This is a genomic window from Nocardiopsis ganjiahuensis DSM 45031 (genome assembly GCF_000341085.1).
Lineage (GTDB): Bacteria > Actinomycetota > Actinomycetes > Streptosporangiales > Streptosporangiaceae > Nocardiopsis > Nocardiopsis ganjiahuensis.
On the sequence record NZ_ANBA01000014.1, the window covers coordinates 264592 to 284542 of the forward strand.

Annotated in this window: 18 protein-coding genes and 1 pseudogene; 11 read left to right on the forward strand and 8 right to left on the reverse strand. The window is 68.5% G+C overall.

Annotation, left to right across the window (positions count from 1 at the left end; translation table 11 throughout):
- The first annotated feature begins 212 nt into the window (after positions 1-212).
- The 3 genes from D458_RS36450 to D458_RS37645 all read left to right on the forward strand — a co-directional run bounded on the left by D458_RS36450 (position 213) and on the right by D458_RS37645 (position 2899).
- Entirely contained in the window at positions 213-1346 is a 1134-nt protein-coding gene (locus D458_RS36450) for an IS630 family transposase (protein ID WP_017588693.1), read from the forward strand.
- Positions 1347-1427: 81 nt separating this feature from the next.
- The gene (locus tag D458_RS0120930; RefSeq protein ID WP_040702605.1) at positions 1428-1955 is read left to right on the forward strand and encodes a DinB family protein; all 528 of its coding nucleotides are present in this window, start codon (positions 1428-1430) and stop codon (positions 1953-1955) included.
- 113 nt (positions 1956-2068) lie between these two features.
- A complete protein-coding gene (locus D458_RS37645) occupies positions 2069-2899 on the forward strand; it encodes a barstar family protein (RefSeq protein WP_017588695.1) in 831 nt (276 codons plus the stop codon).
- 204 nt (positions 2900-3103) lie between these two features.
- Here D458_RS37645 and D458_RS0120940 read toward each other — a convergent pair whose 3' ends face one another.
- On the reverse strand, positions 3104-3298 hold the full coding sequence (locus D458_RS0120940; protein ID WP_026119533.1) for a hypothetical protein: 195 nt from the start codon (positions 3296-3298) through the stop codon (positions 3104-3106).
- 1020 nt (positions 3299-4318) lie between these two features.
- On the opposite strand from D458_RS0120940, the gene D458_RS0120945 reads away from it, so the two are divergent.
- Complete coding sequence (locus D458_RS0120945; RefSeq protein WP_017588697.1) at positions 4319-4882, forward strand: hemerythrin domain-containing protein; 564 nt, start codon at positions 4319-4321, stop codon at positions 4880-4882.
- 575 nt (positions 4883-5457) lie between these two features.
- On the opposite strand, the gene D458_RS0120955 is transcribed toward D458_RS0120945, so the two are convergent.
- Positions 5458-6360 (reverse strand): helix-turn-helix transcriptional regulator, encoded by a 903-nt coding sequence (locus D458_RS0120955; protein WP_017588699.1) that lies wholly within the window; start codon positions 6358-6360, stop codon positions 5458-5460.
- A 131-nt stretch (positions 6361-6491) separates the two neighbouring features.
- On the opposite strand from D458_RS0120955, the gene D458_RS0120960 reads away from it, so the two are divergent.
- Positions 6492-7514 (forward strand): zinc-dependent alcohol dehydrogenase family protein, encoded by a 1023-nt coding sequence (locus D458_RS0120960; RefSeq protein ID WP_017588700.1) that lies wholly within the window; start codon positions 6492-6494, stop codon positions 7512-7514.
- Positions 7515-7780: 266 nt separating this feature from the next.
- On the forward strand, positions 7781-8998 hold the full coding sequence (locus D458_RS33820; protein ID WP_017588701.1) for an MFS transporter: 1218 nt from the start codon (positions 7781-7783) through the stop codon (positions 8996-8998).
- A gap of 407 nt (positions 8999-9405) precedes the next feature.
- Here D458_RS33820 and D458_RS0120970 read toward each other — a convergent pair whose 3' ends face one another.
- Entirely contained in the window at positions 9406-10614 is a 1209-nt protein-coding gene (locus D458_RS0120970) for an MFS transporter (protein ID WP_239648017.1), read from the reverse strand.
- 189 nt (positions 10615-10803) lie between these two features.
- Complete coding sequence (locus D458_RS33825) at positions 10804-11220, reverse strand: lytic murein transglycosylase (RefSeq protein WP_017588703.1); 417 nt, start codon at positions 11218-11220, stop codon at positions 10804-10806.
- A 152-nt stretch (positions 11221-11372) separates the two neighbouring features.
- Here D458_RS33825 and D458_RS0120980 point away from each other — a divergent pair, with 152 nt between their 5' ends.
- The 3 genes from D458_RS0120980 (at position 11373) to D458_RS37980 (ending at position 13570) form a co-directional block, all read left to right on the forward strand.
- Entirely contained in the window at positions 11373-11711 is a 339-nt protein-coding gene (locus D458_RS0120980; RefSeq protein ID WP_086002531.1) for an ArsR/SmtB family transcription factor, read from the forward strand.
- Positions 11712-11745: 34 nt separating this feature from the next.
- On the forward strand, positions 11746-12426 hold the full coding sequence (locus tag D458_RS0120985) for an NAD(P)H-dependent oxidoreductase (RefSeq protein WP_017588705.1): 681 nt from the start codon (positions 11746-11748) through the stop codon (positions 12424-12426).
- 862 nt (positions 12427-13288) lie between these two features.
- Positions 13289-13570, forward strand: coding sequence for a DUF2637 domain-containing protein (locus D458_RS37980; RefSeq protein ID WP_275042294.1), 282 nt, complete (start codon positions 13289-13291; stop codon positions 13568-13570).
- 110 nt (positions 13571-13680) lie between these two features.
- Here D458_RS37980 and D458_RS34925 read toward each other — a convergent pair whose 3' ends face one another.
- On the reverse strand, positions 13681-15759 hold the full coding sequence (locus D458_RS34925) for a serine/threonine-protein kinase (protein ID WP_051049726.1): 2079 nt from the start codon (positions 15757-15759) through the stop codon (positions 13681-13683).
- A gap of 670 nt (positions 15760-16429) precedes the next feature.
- On the opposite strand from D458_RS34925, the pseudogene D458_RS37650 reads away from it, so the two are divergent.
- Both D458_RS37650 and D458_RS0121005 read left to right on the forward strand, forming a co-directional pair.
- Positions 16430-16624, forward strand: a pseudogene (locus D458_RS37650) (IS5/IS1182 family transposase); the annotation flags it as partial.
- Between the two features lie 39 nt (positions 16625-16663).
- Positions 16664-17200, forward strand: a complete 537-nt coding sequence (locus tag D458_RS0121005) for a hypothetical protein (RefSeq protein ID WP_017588708.1) — start codon at positions 16664-16666, stop codon at positions 17198-17200.
- A 486-nt stretch (positions 17201-17686) separates the two neighbouring features.
- On the opposite strand, the gene D458_RS0121010 is transcribed toward D458_RS0121005, so the two are convergent.
- The 3 genes from D458_RS0121010 to hemC form a co-directional block, all read right to left on the reverse strand.
- A complete protein-coding gene (locus D458_RS0121010; protein WP_017588709.1) occupies positions 17687-17968 on the reverse strand; it encodes a hypothetical protein in 282 nt (93 codons plus the stop codon).
- Positions 17969-18071: 103 nt separating this feature from the next.
- Positions 18072-18917 carry an SMI1/KNR4 family protein gene (locus D458_RS33840; protein WP_040702638.1) on the reverse strand — a complete coding sequence of 282 codons (846 nt, stop codon included), beginning with the start codon at positions 18915-18917 and terminating at the stop codon, positions 18072-18074.
- Between the two features lie 81 nt (positions 18918-18998).
- Entirely contained in the window at positions 18999-19913 is a 915-nt protein-coding gene (gene hemC / locus D458_RS0121020; protein ID WP_017588711.1) for a hydroxymethylbilane synthase, read from the reverse strand.
- Positions 19914-19951: the final 38 nt, after the last annotated feature.

Sequence of the window (19951 nt, forward strand, 5' to 3'; positions counted from 1 at the left end):
GCGGTAGGGGCGGGGACGGAGCGCGCGGGGAGCGGTCCCATGAGTGTCGCGACCCGTCTGAACCGCGGTTCCGTTGCGCACCCAGAAGGATGCGAACCTGCGGCACCGGATGAGAAGGGCCGCAGCTAGTGCTGTGACCGCATAGGTTCGCCGGGTCGGTGGTCCTGGCGGTTGGATGTCCGGTGGTGTCCGATCCGACCGTTGGAGGCGCGGTGGCCGAGCCCGTCCGTGTGCGCAGACTGACCGACCAGGAGGGGCAGAAGCTGCAGCGGATCGTGCGCCGTGGCGGCACCAACTCGGTGCGCTACCGGCGCACGATGATGCTGCTGGCCTCGGCCGGCGGGAACCGCGTGCCGGTCATCGCCCAACTGGTGCAGGCCGACGAGGACACCGTCCGAGACGTGATCCACAAGTTCAACGAGTCCGGCCTGGCCTGGCTGGACCCTAAGTGGGCGGGAGGCCGTCCCCGCCAACTCGGTTCGGACGACGAAGACTTCGTCATCCAGACGGCCACCACCCGCCCCGCCAAGCTCGGCGAACCCTTCACCCGATGGTCGATCCGCAAGCTCGCCGACCATCTGCGCCGCAACATCACCCGGCCGGTACGCATCGGGCGCGAGGCCCTGCGCTGCCTGCTGCTTCGCCGCGGGATCACCTTCCAGCGCAGCAAGACCTGGAAGGAGTCCAGCGACCCGCACTTCGACGCCAAGCTGGACCGCATCGAATACGCGATCAACGAGCGGCCCGACCGCACCTTTGCCTTCGACGAGTTCGGGCCGCTCGGCATCCGCCCCACTGCCGGATCCTGCTGGGCGAAGCAGGGCCGCCCCGACCGGCTGCCAGCGACCTACCACCGCACCCACGGGGCCACCTATTTCCACGGCTGTTACTCGGTCGGCGATGACACGCTCTGGGGCGTCAACCGGCGCCACAAGGGTGCCGGCCAGTCGCTGGCCGCGCTGAAGTCAATCCGCGCGCCCCGCCCGGACGGCGCCCCGATCTACGTGGTCCTGGACAATCTCTCCGCTCACAAGGGCAGCAAGATCAGCCAGTGGGCGCGGAGAAACAAAGTCAACTTGTGCTTCACCCCGACGAATGCGTCATGGGCGAACCCGATCGAGGCACACTTCGGGCCGCTGCGACAGTTCACCCTGGCCAACTCCCACCATCCCAACCACACCGTCCAGACACGGGAGTTGCACCGCTACCTGCGCTGGCGCAACCGGAACGCCCGGCACCCAGACCTGCTGGCCGCCCAGCGGCGCGAGCGCGCCCGCATCCGCAGCGAGAAGGGCATCCGCTGGGGAGGACGCCCCTCGCCGAGGCGGCGTGAGACAAACTTGTGAAGATCGCGGCGCCGTAGGAGGCCGGCTGTCCCGGCGATATCGAGTGGTCCGCAGAGACCGCCCGATGCTACCGTCCGGCGCATGAACGCTTCCTCGGAGCACGCAGCAGAGCCGCCGGACAACTTGACCGACCCCCGCGAGCTGGCGCTCGCTTACCTCGACTACTACCGGGCCGCGCTGCTGCGCAAGCTCGACGGCATGTCCGAGGAAGACCTGCGCAACAGCAGGCTCCCGTCCGGCTGGGCCCCACTCGCCCTGCTCAAGCACCTCGCGTTCGTGGAACGGCGATGGTTCCGCTGGGGGTTCGCCGCCGAACAAGTGGATCCCGTCTGGGGCGATGAAGACCCTGACACACGAAAATGGCACGTCGGAGCCGAGGAATCGACAGAAGAGGTCCGAGCCCTCTTCCTGGACGAGTGCGCACGATCCCGCAAGATCGTGGCGGGCGTCGACCTGCAGGAATCCGCACGCAGTGGTGGCGGCTTCAACCCCCCTGACCACCACCCGGCCCTGATCTGGATCCTGTTCCACATGCTGCAGGAGTACGCCCGACACATCGGCCAGCTCGACGTGGTCCGCGAACTCGCCGACGGTGTCACCGGCGAGTAGCGCAGCATCGGCCAGAACAGACCACGTTCTCCACCTGGATGGGTCCGCACCGTCACGAGCACCCATTCCCCAAGCCGGTGAACGTTCCCGGCCGGAGCTAGGATCAGCCCTTCATGGGAAACGCGACGCGAGCATCAGCCCGGTCCGCCGGGGGACAGAAGTACGCGCTGACCTCGGACGAGGACGACGCCGACTTCTGGGGCTCCGCTCACGAGGCAGAGGGGCTCTTCACTCCGCTGCCGGAGGAGGCCGGAGCACGCCGAGTGCTTCTTTCGGGGTGTCTCCCGGAGGGCGGCCTGCTGAAAAGCGTGGACCGCATCGGCAGCCGTCGTGCCGTGGCCGGGAACGCCTACTGGGACCTCCTCGACGCCGACGGCGTCACCATGGGGTCCTACTTCGTCAACGAGGTCACCGTCATCGACGTCGAGCCCTCCAGCTGGGGGTCCGGACTCGTCGACCTCACCCTGACGCTGTGGTGCGAGGACGCCCTGCCCGGGGCGGCACCGGTGTGGGACCTGATCCGCACGGGACACCTGAGCCGTACCGGCATGTGGCACGAACTCGCCTCCGAGGACAGAAAAGCGTGGTTGTCGGTGGCGCTGTGGTCCTCGCGGTACCGGCGCCGGGGGAAACCGGATGCTTCCGCCGGCCAGGTGTTCACCGTGGACGGTCGGCGCGTCGTGGACCGGGCCAGTTTCTACTGTGCGATCGGTGAGGCCGTCAACGGGCCGGGCGGGTACTTCGGCTGGAACCTCGACGCTCTGGTTGACTGCCTGAGGGGCGGTTGGGGCGCCGCTACCCCGTTCACCCTCCACTGGGATTTCTCGGCCGAGTCCAGGGCACGGTTGGTGGAACGGGTGCCCACCGGTCGTGACGATGTCGCTCTGTTCGACCTGCTCCTGGAGATATTCGAGGAGGGAGGCGTGAACGTCGTTCTCCGGTGAGAGCCGGTCACCGTCCTGCGCGACCCGCCGCCACCCACACCCTCGGCTCAGATCGACCCGCTGTGTGTTCGGTGCGCGCCGTGGTCTCCGACACCACGGCCGCACCGCTGCGCAGGGAGCGGCGGCGTTCCACCCCGGAACTGCGGCCCTTCCCTGCTGTCCACCAGGGGCTCGGTGTGGGCGAACGCCTCCTGCCCGGCCGTGCTACGCGGACCGCTGGTGCGCCTTCCACGCCTGGTGGAGCTCACGCCGACGCTCGTACTCCTTTTTCGCGCGGACCCGCGGATCGCGTTCCGGGGACAGGGCCGCCGGGCCCATGACCTGTAGGAGCGCGTAGTTGATCCGGAACCCCGTCCTGTACAGCAACGAGAACGAGTCTTTTCCATGCGGCTTGTCCACAGCCGTCCACCTCACTGTTCTTCGGGATCGCGGGCGCACGCCGCGAGAGCGCGATCGAGCAGGGAATCCATCGCGTGAAGTCCGCGGCCCGCCCCGCCCAGCAGCGTATCCGCCCGCTTTGCGCCGCTCCGGTCGACCCGTCCCGCACGGGCACGGCCACCGAACGGCCTCATGGTTCCAGGGCGCTGCGGCATCCAGTTCGGAGAGGAACGGGGGTCGTCGACCCACCTGTCCAGCCTCCGCCGCGGCCACAGCCGAGGCTCTCCTCCAGTCTCCCCGAGATCCGGTCCCGCGAGGCTTCCCCGACCGGCTGACAGCCCTGATGCGGCGGAGTTGCCGAGACTCCGTGCGGCGCTCGCTGCTCACGTCACGGCGGCACGCGACTCCCTGATCTCGCGGACCGCATGCTCGCCACAGGGTGCCGTATCGGCGAGGCACTGAGCAGATTCCCTCACACCACTTCGGACCGCCCCACGTACCCCTTGCCGCCCAAGGCGATGAGCCCGGAGGCTTTGATGCGTTCGTCTCCCAGCAGCGGGCACCGCCGGACCCGACATGGCGGGTGACCCGATGGCGTGGTGCTGTCGCGGACGACGCAGGGTCGGCTCGGCGTTCCCTTCGGCCCCTGCGGACATGATCGTTGTTGACCGAACCGGAAGCTCCACCGGAGTACCAGGCCTCATTTCCCACCCCTCCTTCATCACGTTCCGACACGCGGGGACAGAGTGTGGAAATGATCCGTGCGCGATGGTTCCATACACGTCAACGCGCGGTCGGTGACACGCGCGCACATCAAAACTGAAGAGGACGTCCGGTGGTAACGTCTGACGTCCGTCACTATGAGTGACGGCCTGTTCGAGTGCGGCCCAGGACGCTCCACGACGTCGAGTCGCGCTCGGAGGACACAGGGAACGCAGCTGGTCGCGCACACTGTCGGCGCGCCATCTGAGGGATCCGTCGTGTGAGGGCGGAGCCGTCTGAAACGTAGGTCGTCGATATCCGTGACTTCAGGAGGAGACCATGACCACGGAATCTCAGAATCCCGACCTCATCGATGTCATCATCTCCGACCACCGCCAGGTCGAACAGATATTCAAGGAGCTGGAGAGTTCCCCCTCTCCCGAAGTGCGCAAGCAGCTGACCGAGCACGTGATCACCGAGCTGGTGAGGCATTCGGTCGCCGAGGAACAGCACATGTACCCCGCGGCGCGCCGGGTGCTGGACGACGGCGACCAGATCGTCGACCACGAGCTCCAGGAGCACGCCGAGGCCGAACAGGTGATGAAGGACCTGGAGGGCCTGGACGCCGGCGATCCCGAGTTCCAGCGGCTGCTGAACACGCTGATCTCGGACATCCGCCACCACGTGGACGACGAGGAGAAGGACCTCCTGCCGCGCCTGCGTGCCGCGTGCACGCAGGAGGAACTGCGGGACCTGGGCGCCAAGGTGGTCAAGGCCAAGGAACGGGCTCCCACACGCCCTCACCCCAGTGCGCCGGACACCCCGCCCGCCAACAAGATCCTGGACCCGGGAGCAGGTCTCATCGATCGGATGCGTGACGCGCTCTCGGGCCGCGAATCCTGAGGAACCGTCGCACGGCCCTGTCCCGGCAGGGTCATGGACCGCCGGGTGCGCGAGTGGCGCGTGCCCAGACCCGGTCGGCGCCGAGGCGAGCCCCGCACCCCATCCGGCAGGCGTAGCGGGCCTTCCGGGAAGTCCGGGTGGTGGCCTCACCGGCCGGTCCACCGGTCCGTCGGTCCGCCGGTCTCCGCCGGAGACGGGTGCGGGGCCGTGGGGAAGGGCCGAGCCAGTCGGCTCGACGTTCAACCTCGAGCCCGTGACCGGATACCGTCCCGGTCACGGGCTCCATCGTTTTCCGCACGGCGCAACGGCCTCCGCGTGATGATGTGCGCCCGGGTGCGCACCACCCCTGAGGAGCCGCTGGACGCGCTCACCACCGACTGATGAACCGGTGAGGGACCACCGCCGAATCCTGTGGTGATCCTCCTCGCTCCAACGGCAGCGTCGTCGCGATCGGGTCGGTGACCGGTTCGTCGGAGAGCACCCCGACGACCCAAGCGTCGCCGGTGCGCAGGGGGACGTTCACGGAGCGAATCCTCTCCAGGCCCAGGCGTCCAGCTGGTTGCACGCGGTGCCGGTCAGGTGCTGGGCTTCGAACGCTGTTCGTCCACGGTCGCCGCGGACGATGCGCGTTCCTCGCTGGCGACCCACGAGGCGAGCAACTGCATGCGCTCGGCCGACGGCGAACCGGGTTCGGCGGCGTAGATCGTCAGCGTCAGGCCGGGCTCGGCCTCCAGCCCCATCCCCTCGTAGGCCAGCGTCATCTCGCCGACGACCGAGTGGTGGAACGTCTTGAACCCCGTGCCGTGGTGCCTCACGTTGTGCGCGCCCCAGAGGCGGCGGAAAACACCACTGCGGGTCGAGAGCTCTCCGATGAGGTCGTGCAGCTCCTTGTTGTGCGGGTCGCGGCCCGCCTCGGTGCGCAGGATCGAAACGGTGACCTCCGCGAACGCATCCCAGTCGGGGTAGAACGCGTAGGCGCGCTCGTCGAGGAAGGTGAACCGCGCGATGTTCGGCGGCTGCCCGGGCATGTCGTACGTGTCCTTGTAGAACGCGCGGCCCAGCGCGTTCGCCGCCAGCAGGTCCATCCGCCCGTTGCGGACGAACGCGGGCCCGGCGGTGACCGCGTCCAGCGTCCACTGCAGGCTCGGATGAGGCGTCCAGCACTTCGGGCTTCGCCTACGAGGGGGCCGGGCCACCGTGCTCGCGGCGTGGGCGAGGTCGAACAGATGGGCCCGTTCGGCGTCGTCGAGCCGCAGCGCCTTCGCGATGCTGTCGAGGACCTCCGGGGACGCTCCGCTGATCGCTCCGCGCTCCAGCTTCGTGTAGTACTCGACACTCACCCCGGCCAGGGTGGCGACCTCGCTGCGGCGCAGCCCCTTGACCCGCCGGTTCGTGCCCGCCGGCAGCCCGACATCACCGGGCGTGATCTTTTCCCGCCGTGTGGTGAGGAACTCTCGAACCTCGGCTCGGTTGTCCATGGCTTCAACGGTAATCGGCCGGGCCGGGCACGAGGGAGTCCCTGGTGGTACCCCTATCGAGCGGGTCTCCCGCTCGGGTGTGAACCGTGGTGTCGTTGAGGGCGATGAACGAACGAACACGAGGAGGAACCATGCGCGCCGTCGTCATGCACGCGCCCGGAGACGTCCGGGTCGAGAACATCGAGAAGCCCGCCATCGTCGAGCCGACCGACGCGATCATCCGAGTCACCGCGGCGTGCATCTGTGGCTCCGATCTGTGGCCCTACCGCGGCGCGGAGGAACTGAACGGCCCCACCCCGATGGGCCACGAGTACGTCGGCGTCGTCGAGGAGATCGGCGAGGACGTGCACGACATCGCCGTCGGTGACTTCGTCGTCGGGTCGTTCGTCGCCTCCGACAACAGCTGTGAGATCTGCCGGGCCGGGTTCCAGTCCCGCTGCATCCATCAGGTCATGATGGGCTCGGTCGGCACGCAGTCCGACTTCGCCCGCATTCCGCTCGCCGACGGCACTCTCGTCAAGGTGCACGGCGAGCCCACCTCGGCACAGCTGCGCAGCCTGCTCGCCGCCTCCGATGTACTCGGTACCGGCTGGTTCGCCGCTGTCGCGGCCGAGGCCGGACCGGGCAAGACCGTGGCCGTGGTCGGCGACGGAGCCGTCGGACTGCTCGCGATCCTCGCGGCCAAGCGCCTCGGTGCGGACCGCGTCATCGCGATGTCGCGCCATGCGGACCGACAGGCGCTGGCGAAGAGGTTCGGCGCGACCGACATCGTCGAGGAGCGCGGCGACGCAGGCGTTGCACGGATCAGGGAGCTGACGGGCGGCTACGGGGCCCATTCCACCGTGGAGGCCGTCGGCACGCAGGAGTCGATGATGCAGGCGATCCACGCGACCCGGCCCGGCGGGCACGTCGGCTACGTCGGTGTCTCGCACGGCGTCGAGCTGGACGGCCTCGATCTGTTCTTCTCCACGGTCAGCCTGCTCGGCGGCCCCGCGCCCGTGCGCCGCTTCCTGCCCGAGCTGATCGATCTCATCATGACCGACCAGATCGACCCGGGTGTCGTCTTCGATCTCGAGCTCCCGATCGAGGAGGCCGCTGAGGGCTACAGGGCGATGGACGAGCGCCGTGCGGTCAAGGTACTCCTCAGCCTCTGAGTACGGGGCGACCGGCTGCGAGGCCCGGTAGTGCTTCGGCACTGCTTCCCCGGCCCACGCAGCAGGTCGCCCCGACCCGACCGCATCATGCGGTCAGCGTGCAGACATCCCGGTCACCGCAACAGCGGCCGACCTACGTCGCAATCCCGTGTCGAGGTTCACCCATGCAGGTTGAAGCCCTGTCGGCTTCTCGTTCCGACGATCCCACCCACCGGACGGCATCCGCAGAACACAAGCGTCTTCCCCTTGTTGTCCATGTCCTCGCCGTGGGCACGTTCCTGATGCTCACCACCGAGTTCGTCGTCGCCGGAATTCTCCCCGACATCGCCGAAGGCCTGGGAGTCTCCCTCGCGCGGGTCGGATCGCTCATCACGGTCTTCGCCGCAGGCATGATCGTCGGCGCACCGCTCATGACGATGCTCACTGTTCGGCTCTCCCCACGCCTGACGCTGATCCTGGCGCTCGGGATCTTCGTCGCCGGGCACGTCTGGGTGGCACTGGCTTCCGACGTCGATCAGATCGTGATCGCCCGGTTCCTCACGGGCCTGGCCACCGGAGCGTTCTGGGCTGTGTCCGCCGTGGTCGCGAGCCGCGCCGCCGGCTCCGCGATGGGCTCCCGTGCGGTCGGAATCGTGGCCGCAGGGGGCTCCCTGGCCACCGTCCTCGGTGTGCCGATCGGCGCGTACGTCGCCCAGCTGACCGGTTGGCGCGGGACCTTCTGGGCTCTGGCGATCGCCGCGGCGCTCGTCACCGTCCTCGTCTCCAGGTCGGTGCCCCGCGACGAGCCCGCCAACGGGGAGAGGCCCTCCCTCGTCGCGGACCTGGCCGGACTCCTCTCCGTCCGGCTGTGGCTCGTCCTGCTCGCCTGCGCCACCACCAGCGGCGGCGTCCTCGCGGCCTACTCCTTCATCGCGCCCGTCCTCATCGGCCGGTCCGGTGTGCCGGCCTCGGCCGTGCCCCTGGTGCTCACCGTCTTCGGTATCGGTTCGTTCGTCGGTACCCTCGTCGCCGGACGCTTGGGCGACAGGCATCCGCACGCGGTGACGATCGTCACCCCGGCGGTATCGACCGTCCTGATGGCGGCGATCTTCCTCTTCTCCTGCTGGTCCTGGGCGATGGTCACCTTGATCGCGCTGCTCGGACTGTTCGGGCTCAGCGCGAACGGCGTGCTCATCCACCTCGCCGTGCGTTTCTCCGGGAGGGCGGCGTCGCTGGGCTCCGCACTGAGCGTCGCTGCGTTCAACCTCGGCACCGCCGTCGTCACCCCTGTCGCGGGGGCCGCTCTGGCCTCGCCGCTCGGGCTCGACGGGCCGGCCGCGGTCGGCACAGCCGTCATCGCGCTCACCCTGATCCCGACCACCGTGTTGGGCATCATCACCCTCCGACGTGGTCGAACGAGGTCCGGACGCGACTCGGCCGACGGATCGAGTCGACGGGGCCTCTCGGAAGCGCCGCACAACGCATTTCCGGGGACGCTTCGCTGATCGCTCCGCGCTCCAGCTCCGTGTAGTGCTCGACGCTCACCCCGGCCAGGGTGGTGACCTCGCTGCAGCACAGCCCTTCGAACCGACGTTTCGCGCCTGCGGCAGCGGATCCGGCGGTGGTGCTGGACCGCTTCCTCGACCTCGCCCGTTTCGCCGGCGTGGCCGAGCCCACGCCTGCGCACGTGCGATGAATGAGCCACTGCCGACGGATCGGTCCAGGGACGTGGCGCTCACCCGGGCGAGGTCGAGCGCCACGTCAGAGCCGCACCCACAATGAGGGCGGTCGCCCCATTCGACTCAGCGTTTCCCACGTTCTCCTTCGCGAACCGCTTGTGTCGTAGGGAGCCGTCCACATCGTGTCTGACGGACACTCAAGTAATGGCCGGGCGATGCCTGCGACTGGCTTCCTATTGAGACTCGTCAGAAGTCTCTCTGTCCCTGACGGTGGTGACCCGGCGAGTGGATCCCGCCGCGAGGAAGGCCAACAAGAGCGCCGCACAGACGACCAGTACCGCCTGCTGGATGCCGTAGAGCTCGCCGAGCAGCCCCAGCAGCGGCGGTCCCCCCAGGAAGGCGGCATAGCCCAGCGAACTGGTCACAGATACTCTCGCCGCGGCCCTCGCGGGGTCATCCGCCGCCGCCGCGATGCCGACCGGGAACCCCATCGCGGCGCCCAACCCCCACAGAAGCGCTCCCACGAAAGCCCATGCCACCACGGTGCTGAAAACCACGATGAGCACACCGCACAGAGCCAACCCGACTGAGACGCGAAGGACGTAGACACGGCCCACGCGAGCGACGAGGGCTCCGCCGGTCAGCCGTCCCGCGGTCATCGCCGCCACGAAGGCGGCGAACACCAGCGCCCCCGTGTGCTCGGCGGCACCGTAGCCGTCCACCAGGACATAGGCGATCCATTCGTTGGCCGTGCCTTCGGCGAAGGCGAAGCCCAGGACACAGATCCCGATGAGCAGCGTGCGCCGTTCACGCCAGGAAGCCAGCAGCACGCTGCCGGAAGCGCGCGCGGCCTCACCCTTCCTCCGCGGCTCCGCACCTTGGGTCGCCCGCCGGAGCAGAACGGCGATCAGCACCAGCAGGGCCGCCATGCCCAGGTTCTGGCCCGGCAGGGCCACCGACACGCTCGCGAGAAGCGCACCGAGCAGGGCCCCGAACACGGTTCCGAGGCTGAGCGTGGCGTGAAGCCGCGGCAACAGGTTCTCGCTGCCGATGAGTTGTGCGATCCGCGAGCCGACGACGTTCATGCTGACTTCCCACAGCCCCATGCCCAACCCGGTGAAGAAGAGTGCGGCAGCTGTGATCGGCCACGAGGCCGTGCCCAGACCGAGGGCGAGCAGCAGTAGTCCTGTCGCCGCGAGCGAGATCCCGGCGGTGGTGCCACGGCTCCCTCCGAGGCGTTGGACCAGGAGGCCCGCGATGGGGAGCCCGGACACGGCCCCGGCGGACAGCCACAACAACAGCAGCCCGAGTTCTGCCGTGGACAGACCCAGCTCCGTCCCCAGGGCCGGCACGCGGCTCACCAGCGCCGCGTACATCACTCCGTTCGCCGCGAAGGCGCCATAGACAGCCGCTTTGCCGCTGTTGATGGTTGTGCTGGTCAAGGCGATCCCTCACTGTGGATGGGCCCTGGCGGGCGGGTTCAGGAGTGGCCCGCCCCCGCTGAAGAGGACCGGTGACGAAGAAAGGGGCCGGGTGACACCCCGGCCCCTCCTGCGGCGCCCGAAAGTTACCAAGCAAACAAGCCCGCCAGATCACCCTAACGAGCCGCCCCGGGCGCAGTACAGCCCATGTCAGGGAGCGGGGCGCACCGCTCCCGTGATCCGGGGAGAGTCGAACCCCTCCGGCCCGGTGCCGCCCCACACATACGGTTTGCCGACCTGTTCAAGGGCCCATTCCGCAGCAGCCACACCTTGCGTGCTGTCCATGCCGACGACGCCGAGCCCAGCCCCGGGGTGTTCGGTGTCGGAGGGGTCGATCTCGGCCATGACCCGGTCCACGTACCACTGCGCCGGGTTGTAGCGGAACAGCGCGTCTTCGAGGTCCTGGCGGTCATCGGAGTCCACCGCTTCGCTTTGGGCGCTCCGGCACAGCTCGACCGCGGTCGAGGCAACCGAGTCGTGGACGTTGTGCGGGTTCGCCTGGCCGTCCCCGTTGCCGTCGACCCCGTACCGAGCCCTGTTCGCGGGCAGATGCTGAGTGACGCCCACCGCACGGTCGTACTCGGTGTCGCCGTCCCGGCGGCCCTCGTCGGTGTGTTGCGGGTCAGGACGTAGTTGACGGCGTCGACCGTCAGCCCGGCCGTCCCGGGCCAGGTATCGAGATATCGTGGTGTGACGATTGTCTGGTGAGGGAGATGACTATGACCGTGACGGCCGGATCGGGGCCGGGGCCGGATGGCCTGATCGAGGTGTTCAAGGCCCTGGGCAACCCTGCCCGTTTGCAGATCATGCAGTGGTTGAAGGATCCCGACACGCACTTCCGTGAGTACGAGCCGATCGCAGACCGCCAGTCGGTCGGTGTGTGCGTCACGCACATCCAGGGGAAGTCGGGGCTCGCACAGTCGACCGTCTCGAGCTACATGAGCACGCTGGAGCGGGCGGGACTCGTGCGTCCCACCCGGGTGGGCAAGTGGACTCACTACCGGCGCAACGAAGAGCGGCTGACGCAGGTGGCGCGGGCGATCAGCACCGCCATCTGATTGACGAATCGCAATATGTCGATATGATCTCCTCATGTCGACCTCTGATGCTGCCCCCACAGCCCTGATCGTCCACGCTCACCCTGAGCCCCACTCGTTCAGCACCGCCCAGATGGCCACTGCGGCTCAGACCCTGCGCGACGTCGGCTACCGCGTCGACGTCCTCGACCTCTATGCCGACGCCTGGGCCCCGGTCCTCGCCCGTGAGGAATTCGCACCGGCGGACGGCCCGTTCAAGCCGCAGGCCGAGCAGATGCGCGCGGTCGAGGACGGGACCCTCGACGCAGCCGTCAAAGCTCATCTCGACCGGCTGCTCGCCGCTGACCTGCTCGTGCTGTCGTTCCCGATGTGGTGGTTCTCGCTGCCCGCCATCCTCAAGGGATGGGTGGACCGGGTCTTCGTGATGGGCGGGGTCTTCGGCGGGGACCACGGACTCTTCGACGACGCAGCGCTCGCCGGGAAGCAAGCGATGCTGCTGCTCACGACCGGTGGGCCCAGTGAGTCGTTCCGGCCCGGCGGCGCCTTCGGCCCGATGGACGACTTCCTGTTCCACATCCACCGCGGCATGCTCGAGTTCGTCGGCTACCAGGTCCTCGACCCCGTAGTCACCTATGGACCGGCCCATATGACCGACCAGGAAAGGGCGGCGGCGCTGGAGGCGGTCAGCGAGACGGTCGCGCTCATCGCGGCAGATTCGACGTTCGCCGCGCGCTGACCTCGACACCGACGAAGGCCAGGAACTCGGACATGTCGCATCGCAATGCGCCTGTACAAGACCTTCGGGCATACCGGCATGGTTCTGGCACCGCTCAACAGCTACACAGGGCTGCGATGGTCTGAGCAGGTCGCTTTGCGTTCCTGTGAGCAGGAGTATCTGTTCACGAATTTAGTGGAGGGTGGCTCCGCTGGGCCAACTTCCTATACCGGTTCCGGCGTGCGGCACGGGATGGGGACTCTGACGAGCAGGACCGTAAAGAGATCAATGGCGAGCTCTCTTGGGAGCCCACCGGGAGCTGATCTCCCAGATATCTCCCCTTCGGGAGATCAGCCCTTCAGTCAAAAGAATCAGAGCAAGTTTCTGACCTGTGATGATGTGGGTGAGTCGAGCTCGTGTGGTCTCTGCGGCACCTATGCCTGTCCGAGCGGTTTCAGTCCGTCGGAGCGGGCTCGGACCGGCGCACTCGATCGCCGAACCCGAGCGAGACCGCCACGATCACCAGGTTCTGGTGGTACCGGGTTCTGCGGCGACCTGCGATGACCCGCATCTGTTCAGGTCAGTGGGTTCCGTTGAGGGACGTTTGCGGCGGTTGGGAGCCGTTGGGGGACGTTCGTGTCTCCCGAGAATCTCCAGGGGTGGTGGGAGACGGTCGTCTCCCACCACCCGCACCAGCGGCTCCGCTGCTGTGAAGGTCTCTCGGTCACACACGAAACGAGTGATCGTGATGGAGCCTTCCCGTTGGTCACGAACGGCGACCATCGCCGCTGTGTTGATGCTCGCGGGTAGTGCCGCAGTGGTGTCCTACTCGCACATGTACGAACTCGCCCTGGGCCACGGTGAACCTCCGTGAAGAGCGGCCCTGTTCCCTTTGTCGGTGGACGGCATGATCGTGGGAGCCTCCATGACGTTGCTCAGCGACGCCCGCCAGGGGCGCAAGGGCGGTGTGTTGCCGTGGGGACTGTTGATCATCGGCTCGGCCGCGTCCTTGGCGGCGAACGTGGCGGTCGCCGACCCGAGGGTGTGGTCGCGGATGCGCTGGTCGCTGACCGCGACGAAGTCCCCGTCCAGGATCTCGGCGAGCAGCCCGGGACCGCGGACGCACGCCGCGAGAGCTCGATCGAGCAGGAACCTATCGCCGTGAAATCCGCAGCTTTCCCGCCCCGCCCTGTACGAGTACGGCCTCCGAACGGCCTCAGGACACCGCCGAGCCGAGACGGTCTCGCGAGAGACCAGGAGGCGCTTGAACAGTGGTCAGGAGGAGGCCACCCGTGCGACGATCCCCGCAACCTCCTGGCTGATCGAATCGCCCAGGGGCGCGTACCCGGCGTCTCGAGCGGCCTCGCCGCCGGCCACACTGAGGGCGTAGGTCCAGAAGTCGCGCATTACGTCTCCGGTGTCTTTCTCGTAGCCGCACTCGAAGGCGAACAGGTGGTTGATCCGAGTGATCGGGTAGGCCTGGCCCTCGACGAGCGGAAGCTCGGCCGTACCCTCCTCGGTCAGTTCCATCTGACCCGTGGCCGCCTGGGTGGCTCCGACTGTCGGCTCGACCGCCGCCCCCGAACCATTGACAACGGGGACGGTCATCAAGTCCTCGTTCTCCTGCGCGTAGGAAGCGTTGACGAATCCGATCCCCATGTCGAACTGCGCCAACTGGGCGTGCACGCCCTCATCGCCATCGGCGGCGACGGATCTCTCGCCCCAGTCGGTGGACTCTCCGGAGCCGGCTGTCTGGGACCACTTTTCCCCGTAGTCGGCCAGGAAGTCGCTGAACACTCGGGCGGTCGCAGCCTCGTCCCGATGCCGGACTGGGAGGATCTCCCCTTGATCCACCCCGTCCACCTCCAGCGAGGAGATCTCACCGAGGTAGTACTCCTCCAGTTCGGACGCGCTCCACTCTCCCCTTGCCAGCTCCTCGTTCACGGTTACGACGGCCACCGCCCCGGCGACCACGGGGAACTGTACGACCGGACAGTCCCGCGCGGTCTCGGCCGCCTCCATCTGAGCCCGGTCGAGGCCGTCCTCCGACGAACCGAAGTCGATCTCACCCGCGACGAACGCCTCCTCTCCCGCCCCCGAACCGACGGCGTTGTAGTGGACGGTGACAGCCGACTGCTGCTCGGCCCCGTACCCGGTCGCCCACGCTTCCATCGCACCGGCCAGGAACGTGGACCCCGCCCCCCGGATCTCCCCGTTCAGCGTGCCGGGTTCGGCCAGTTCAAGGGGTTCCAACCGTGCCACTCCGCCCTCGTTCGAGCCCGGGTCACCAGTGTTCACCAGGCGCTGCGCGATGACCAATCCGGTGCCTCCCAGGAGCAGGATCGCGAGCCCTCCGGCTCCCACAGCCAGCGGGCCCCGCCAACGGCGGCCCGGCGGCCTCGACGGTGTCGGGGGCGGTGTGTGCCGCGGACGGGGGCCGGGGGCGGCTCCCCTGATCCGAGTGCCCTCGCGCCAGTGGTCACGGATGAGGCCGTCTACGACCGTGGTCTCGTCGTCCTCCGGGGACGTCCCGGCGATCCGGTGCAGCAGCTGTGCCGCACTCGGTCTGCGCCCGGGGTCCTTGTCCAGCGCCTCGGCCACCGGGCCCGCCAGCTCCTGGGGCAGCCCGTTCAGGTCGGGCTCCTCGTGGAGGATCCGATACATCAGGGTCTCCGCGCCGCCCGTGCCGAACGGCGCGCGGCCCGTGGCGGCGTAGGCGACCATCGCGCCCCACGAGAACACGTCCGCCTCCGGGCCGCTCGTGCCCCGGTAGCGCTCCGGGCTCAGCCACGCCGGGGAGCCCACCAGGCCACCGGTCCGGGTGAGCGAGGTCGCGTCCACCGCCCGTGCGATACCGAAGTCCAGGACCTTGGGCCCCTCGGGGGCGAGGATGACGTTCGCCGGTTTGAGGTCGCGGTGCACCACCCCGGCCGCGTGGATCGCGTGGATCGCCTCGGCCATGCCCGCGGCCACCACCCGCGTCTGCGGGAGCGGGAGTGCGCCGCCGTCGCGCACCCGCTCGCCCAGGGTCGGTCCGGGCAGGTAGGCGGTGGCGTACCAGGGCTGCTCGGCATCGGTGTCATGGGCGAGCACGGGCGCGATACAGCGCGCCTTGACCCGGTGCATCAGCTGGATCTCATTGGCGAAGCGAACCCGGAACTGCGGGTCGCCCGCATACTCGGGGCGCACGACCTTGATCGCCAGCCACGCGCCGCGCGGGTCCGTGGCCGCCAGGACCACGCCCATACCACCGGCGCCGAGCCTGCCGTGCATGGTGAACGGCGGGATCGCACGAGGGTCGGTCGCGTGTAGCGGGGTGAATCTGGGCGGTACGGTCGGCTTCGGGTGGATCATGGGGGTCCTCGGGAGGCTGGGGATGCCGCCGTGGGGGAGCGGCGCTGGACTGGCCGTACCGGCGGACGAAGGACGGATATGTTTTGGGACGCTCAGTCTGCCCCGACTGTTCACTCCCGTACCCACCGCCCCAAGTTGGTTTTGTTCGTGAGAGTGGGTTCTGGCGCATTTTCTGTGGAGTAATCACACACCGTGAGGCTTCGTGGTGATTGAGCAGAATCCGTCCCGTCTCCAGCGTGCTGCTGACAACCTCGAACTCCATCCTTCGGTCCTGCTGGTCGTCGGCGTCCTGCCCTCCTGGGAGCGACTGCGCGCCGCACCGCGTGCGCGGAGTGCGGTGGCCGGCACCGGGGCGGCCGTGATGGGTGTCCTCGCCGCGGGTGCTGCACTACCCCGTCTTCACGAGCGGTGGTTTCACCCGAGGCGATGGCCATGGCCGCTGTGGCGTTCGTGGCCCGGGCAGTGTGGCGGACACCCGCATGGGCGATTGTCCTGGCGGCCAGCGCGATCATCTTCGTCGCGACCAGCGGCCGCGCTTGGGCTCAGCTACCGCCGGTGTTCGGCCCCTCCGGCCCCTCCGGCCCCTCCGGCCCACCGCGCACCGTCGCTTCACCGACTGGACCCGGGCCAGGGTCTGGGTCAAGCTGCACCGGCTGGTCCTGGACGAACTCGGAGCCCGCGGCGGCGCAGGCCTGCCGAGCTGCACGGCGACAAGGGCTATGACGACGACCACCTGCGCCGATGGCTCCGAGAACGCGGAATCGTCCACCGCCTGGCCCGCAAGGGTGTGGACTCCTCGAAGCGGTTGGGCCGGCACCGGTGGCAGGTCGAGCGCACCATGGCCTGGCCGGCCGAATACCGCCGCCGCCAGAACTGAGAGCAATGCTCCTGGCATGCTGAGCCCATGACTGTTAACACTCATCAGGACCCTGAGGAGCGCCGTGCCCACCTGGTCCGGGTCTTCACGGCTCTGGGCGCGGCGGATCCGCAGGCCTGGGCCGACTCCGAAATGGGCGAGGACATTCCGCAGCTGGCCCGTTTCCTGTTCCTGCGTTGTGTTCGGCAGGTAGTGGCGCAGTGGGAGCAGCCCGGCGCCGTGGAGCAGCTGCTCGCCGATCCGCGAAATCCCGACGCGCTGGCGCAGTTCGAGGCTGCGGGCATCGAGCCGCGGACGTTGGCGCTCTTCGCCGGTCGAGTCGCCCATGCCACCGCCTTCGACCTGGCTTATCGGCTGGCAGACTCCGACTTCGTCGACCACGACCCGGAGGATCCCGACGGGTACCCGCCCCTGGAGCTCCGCGACGAACTTCCTGGCTGGTGCCTGGTGGAGTCCACGCCGACCGGTGAACACACGGACCGCCACCTCGACAGCCTGCACGAGGACATCGGCGGGCTCTGGGAGGAGTTCACCGCGGAGTTCGAACCGCGGCGGGGTGAGTAGGAGTACCGAACACCCACACGCTCTCGAACCACAAGTCTTGCCAATTACTCCGGAACGATCGGGAAGGGCGCTGCCCGGCTTGGGGCCCCTCTCTGCGCACATCCTTCAGGGGTGTGCGCTCCCTGTCCGTTGGGGATGCTGGACGACCGTCGATGAGTCTCCGCGGTGCCAGCAGCCTCCGGAAGGGGGGCATTGGGGGGAGGGTCAAGCCACGGGGTTGTGGCGTGTGTCCACCCACAGTCGTTGGTCGCCCCCGACCGTCACGGTCACTCCGACCGGGCACGGCCTGGCTTCCCTGCTGCCTCCCAAGCGCGGGGGCTCTGTCGATCTGTCTCGCTGATTTACAGCATGGGAAGTGTGTTCTCCGGGGTGCCCAGCCATACACGTTGCTCGTCTGGTGCGACCGTCACGCCAAAACGTGTGCACAGGTGCCGACCCACCTCGACCAGGTTTCCGAAACACGCTCATCGCGGCAGATCCGGATGTTCAGCGTCGGTGCCGCGCGCGTTCGAATTCGGCGCGGGCGGCGAGTCTGCGCTGCTTGTCCTTCGCCCGCTGTTCGGTGCGGTCGGGCATGGTGACACGGTCGATCTCGGTGTCCGGATCGAAGTCGGGGCAGGCGGCGGCCAGTGCAGGACGGATCGACCCCAGGCGGGCGCCCCGATTGAGCAGCCACCAGAGCGCGTCCTCCGGGTCGACGTGGCCGAAGCCCTCGCCGACGTGGCCGAACCTCGACCAGCCGCCACTCCGGCGCCAACCGATCAGCACTCGGTCCGCACTCTGCGGCGAGACTCGACTTCGACGACCCCCGACAAATCCATGAATGACTCCACTGTCGGGCGACGCCTGTCGCCCATCGGGACAGGGCCGTTCACTCCAGTTCGGGCCAGTGCGCGGTGCCGTACAACGGCAGCACGCCCTTGACGCGGCAGCCCATGGCGTCGATCGCGGTGAGCAGCGCGTTGCGTACCCGCGCATCGTCCCCGGGTGGGTAGGCGACCCGGATCTGGTGCCCGGAGGCCGTCTCGTAGATCAGCCTCCACTGGTCCTGGGCCGCGGCGAAGTGGTCCTGCCGGTCCTCGTCCGCGCCCTTGGAGCCGCCGCGCGCGCTGGTCGGTGCAAGGTGTTCGCGCAAGACGCGGAGTCGCCGCTCGTACGGCGGCGCGCCTTCGGTTTCCGCCAGTTGCAGATAGACGTGGACATTCCTGCGGTAAGGGTCGAACCAGGCGCCGTCGACGTCCTGGCCGTCTTGCCTCATCCTCGCCAGCAGATCCTCGATCAACCCGGTGAGTGCGGCGGCCACGCCACCCTCGGGATACTCGAACTCGTCGTCGATCGTCCAGTAGACGGTCTTCCACCGTTCGGGGGAGTCGGCGGGCTCGGTCAGCCAGCACAGCGCCCCGCCGACCGAGTCCGATCCCCACAGCACCAGCCCGCCGGGCTCAGGGTGTAGGGGGTGCGGGCATTCCTCGCCGTCGTCCTGGAGAATGCACTGCTTGTCCGCCAGCCACCCGCGGCCTTTGTGGATCATCTCTTCGGGGTCGAAGCATGAGAACTTTTCGCAGAACGCACCGCGTCCGTACCGCCGGGCAAGCTCGACGAACTCGGAGGGGAGGGACAGCCCGAGCGCTTCCTCCACCCGCGTCCAGTCGGTGTCGGTGTCCACCGGATCCGCGGGCGGCGGTACGAGCGCGAGCAGTCTTTCCAAGTCGGTCATGAACGCAGACTCTAGCCACAACATCCCGGATCATCCCAGATCGTCCGCCGTCGAATGCGGAGCCTGTCAGAGCCCTGTACTTCAAGCGCTGGAGGCCAGGACGGCCTCTACCCCCTCGTCGAGGAGCCGACGAGCCACGTGCTCGCCCACCATCTCCGGTTGGTCGGCCGCTCCGGTGGCCTCTGCGCGGATGGTGGTGGAGCCGTCGGTCGATGTCACCTGGGCGAGCAGGTGTAGCTGTCCGGCGCGGATGGTGGCATAAGCGCCGATGGGCACGTGACAACCACCCCCCAACACCTGGAGCAGGGCGCGCTCGGCCTGTGTGGTGGCCGCTGCTTCCTCGTCGTGCACCGCGGCCACCACCCGCGCCAACGCGGCGTCGGCGGCGCGCACCTGCACCGCGATCGCCCCCTGGGCAGGGGAGGGCGGCCAACGGACGGGGTCCAGGTACTCGGTGATGCTCTCCTGCAGGCCCAGCCGGTGCAGCCCGGCCGCGGCCAGCACCACCCCGGACAAGCCCTTCTCGCGCATCTGCCGCAGGCGCGGGGGGACGTTGCCGCGGATGGGGACCGCCACCACACCGGGGCAGGCGTGGTGGAGTTGGCCCACCCGGCGGGGCGCGCCGGTGCCCACCCGGTGTCCGGGGGCGAGCGCGTCCAGGGTGGTGCCACACAGGGCATCGCGCACCTCGTGGCGGCGCGGGATCGCAGCGACCACCGTCCCCAGGGTGGTGGCGGTGGGCAGGTCCTTCAGGGAGTGGACGGCCACGTCGATCTCCCCATTGAGCAGGGCTTGTTCGACGGCGCCGGCGAACACCCCGGCGCTGGAGGAGGCGAGGTCGCGCAGACTGCTGCTGCGGTCCTGATCTCCCGCGCTCATGATGGTGCGCCGCACCCAGGTGTGCTCCGGATGGGCGGTGCTCAGGTGGTCCAGGACTTCGGTCACCATGGTCTGGGCCAGACGGCTCCCCCTGGAGCCGATCCTCCACGTGGGCATACGTTCTCTTCCTGACGGAACGGCTGTGGTCTGAGCGC

What these genes read in the sequence shown, in the direction of transcription:
- D458_RS0120930 (WP_040702605.1), top strand. Translation starts at nt 1,428, where the DNA reads ATGAACGCTTCCTCGGAGCACGCAGCAGAGCCGCCGGACAACTTGACC.
- D458_RS37645 (WP_017588695.1), top strand. Translation starts at nt 2,069, where the DNA reads ATGGGAAACGCGACGCGAGCATCAGCCCGGTCCGCCGGGGGACAGAAG.
- D458_RS0120945 (WP_017588697.1), top strand. Translation starts at nt 4,319, where the DNA reads ATGACCACGGAATCTCAGAATCCCGACCTCATCGATGTCATCATCTCC.
- D458_RS0120955 (WP_017588699.1), bottom strand. Translation starts at nt 6,360, where the DNA reads ATGGACAACCGAGCCGAGGTTCGAGAGTTCCTCACCACACGGCGGGAA.
- D458_RS0120960 (WP_017588700.1), top strand. Translation starts at nt 6,492, where the DNA reads ATGCGCGCCGTCGTCATGCACGCGCCCGGAGACGTCCGGGTCGAGAAC.
- D458_RS0120980 (WP_086002531.1), top strand. Translation starts at nt 11,373, where the DNA reads ATGACCGTGACGGCCGGATCGGGGCCGGGGCCGGATGGCCTGATCGAG.
- D458_RS0120985 (WP_017588705.1), top strand. Translation starts at nt 11,746, where the DNA reads ATGTCGACCTCTGATGCTGCCCCCACAGCCCTGATCGTCCACGCTCAC.
- D458_RS34925 (WP_051049726.1), bottom strand. Translation starts at nt 15,759, where the DNA reads ATGATCCACCCGAAGCCGACCGTACCGCCCAGATTCACCCCGCTACAC.
- D458_RS0121005 (WP_017588708.1), top strand. Translation starts at nt 16,664, where the DNA reads ATGACTGTTAACACTCATCAGGACCCTGAGGAGCGCCGTGCCCACCTG.
- D458_RS33840 (WP_040702638.1), bottom strand. Translation starts at nt 18,917, where the DNA reads ATGACCGACTTGGAAAGACTGCTCGCGCTCGTACCGCCGCCCGCGGAT.
- hemC (WP_017588711.1), bottom strand. Translation starts at nt 19,913, where the DNA reads ATGCCCACGTGGAGGATCGGCTCCAGGGGGAGCCGTCTGGCCCAGACC.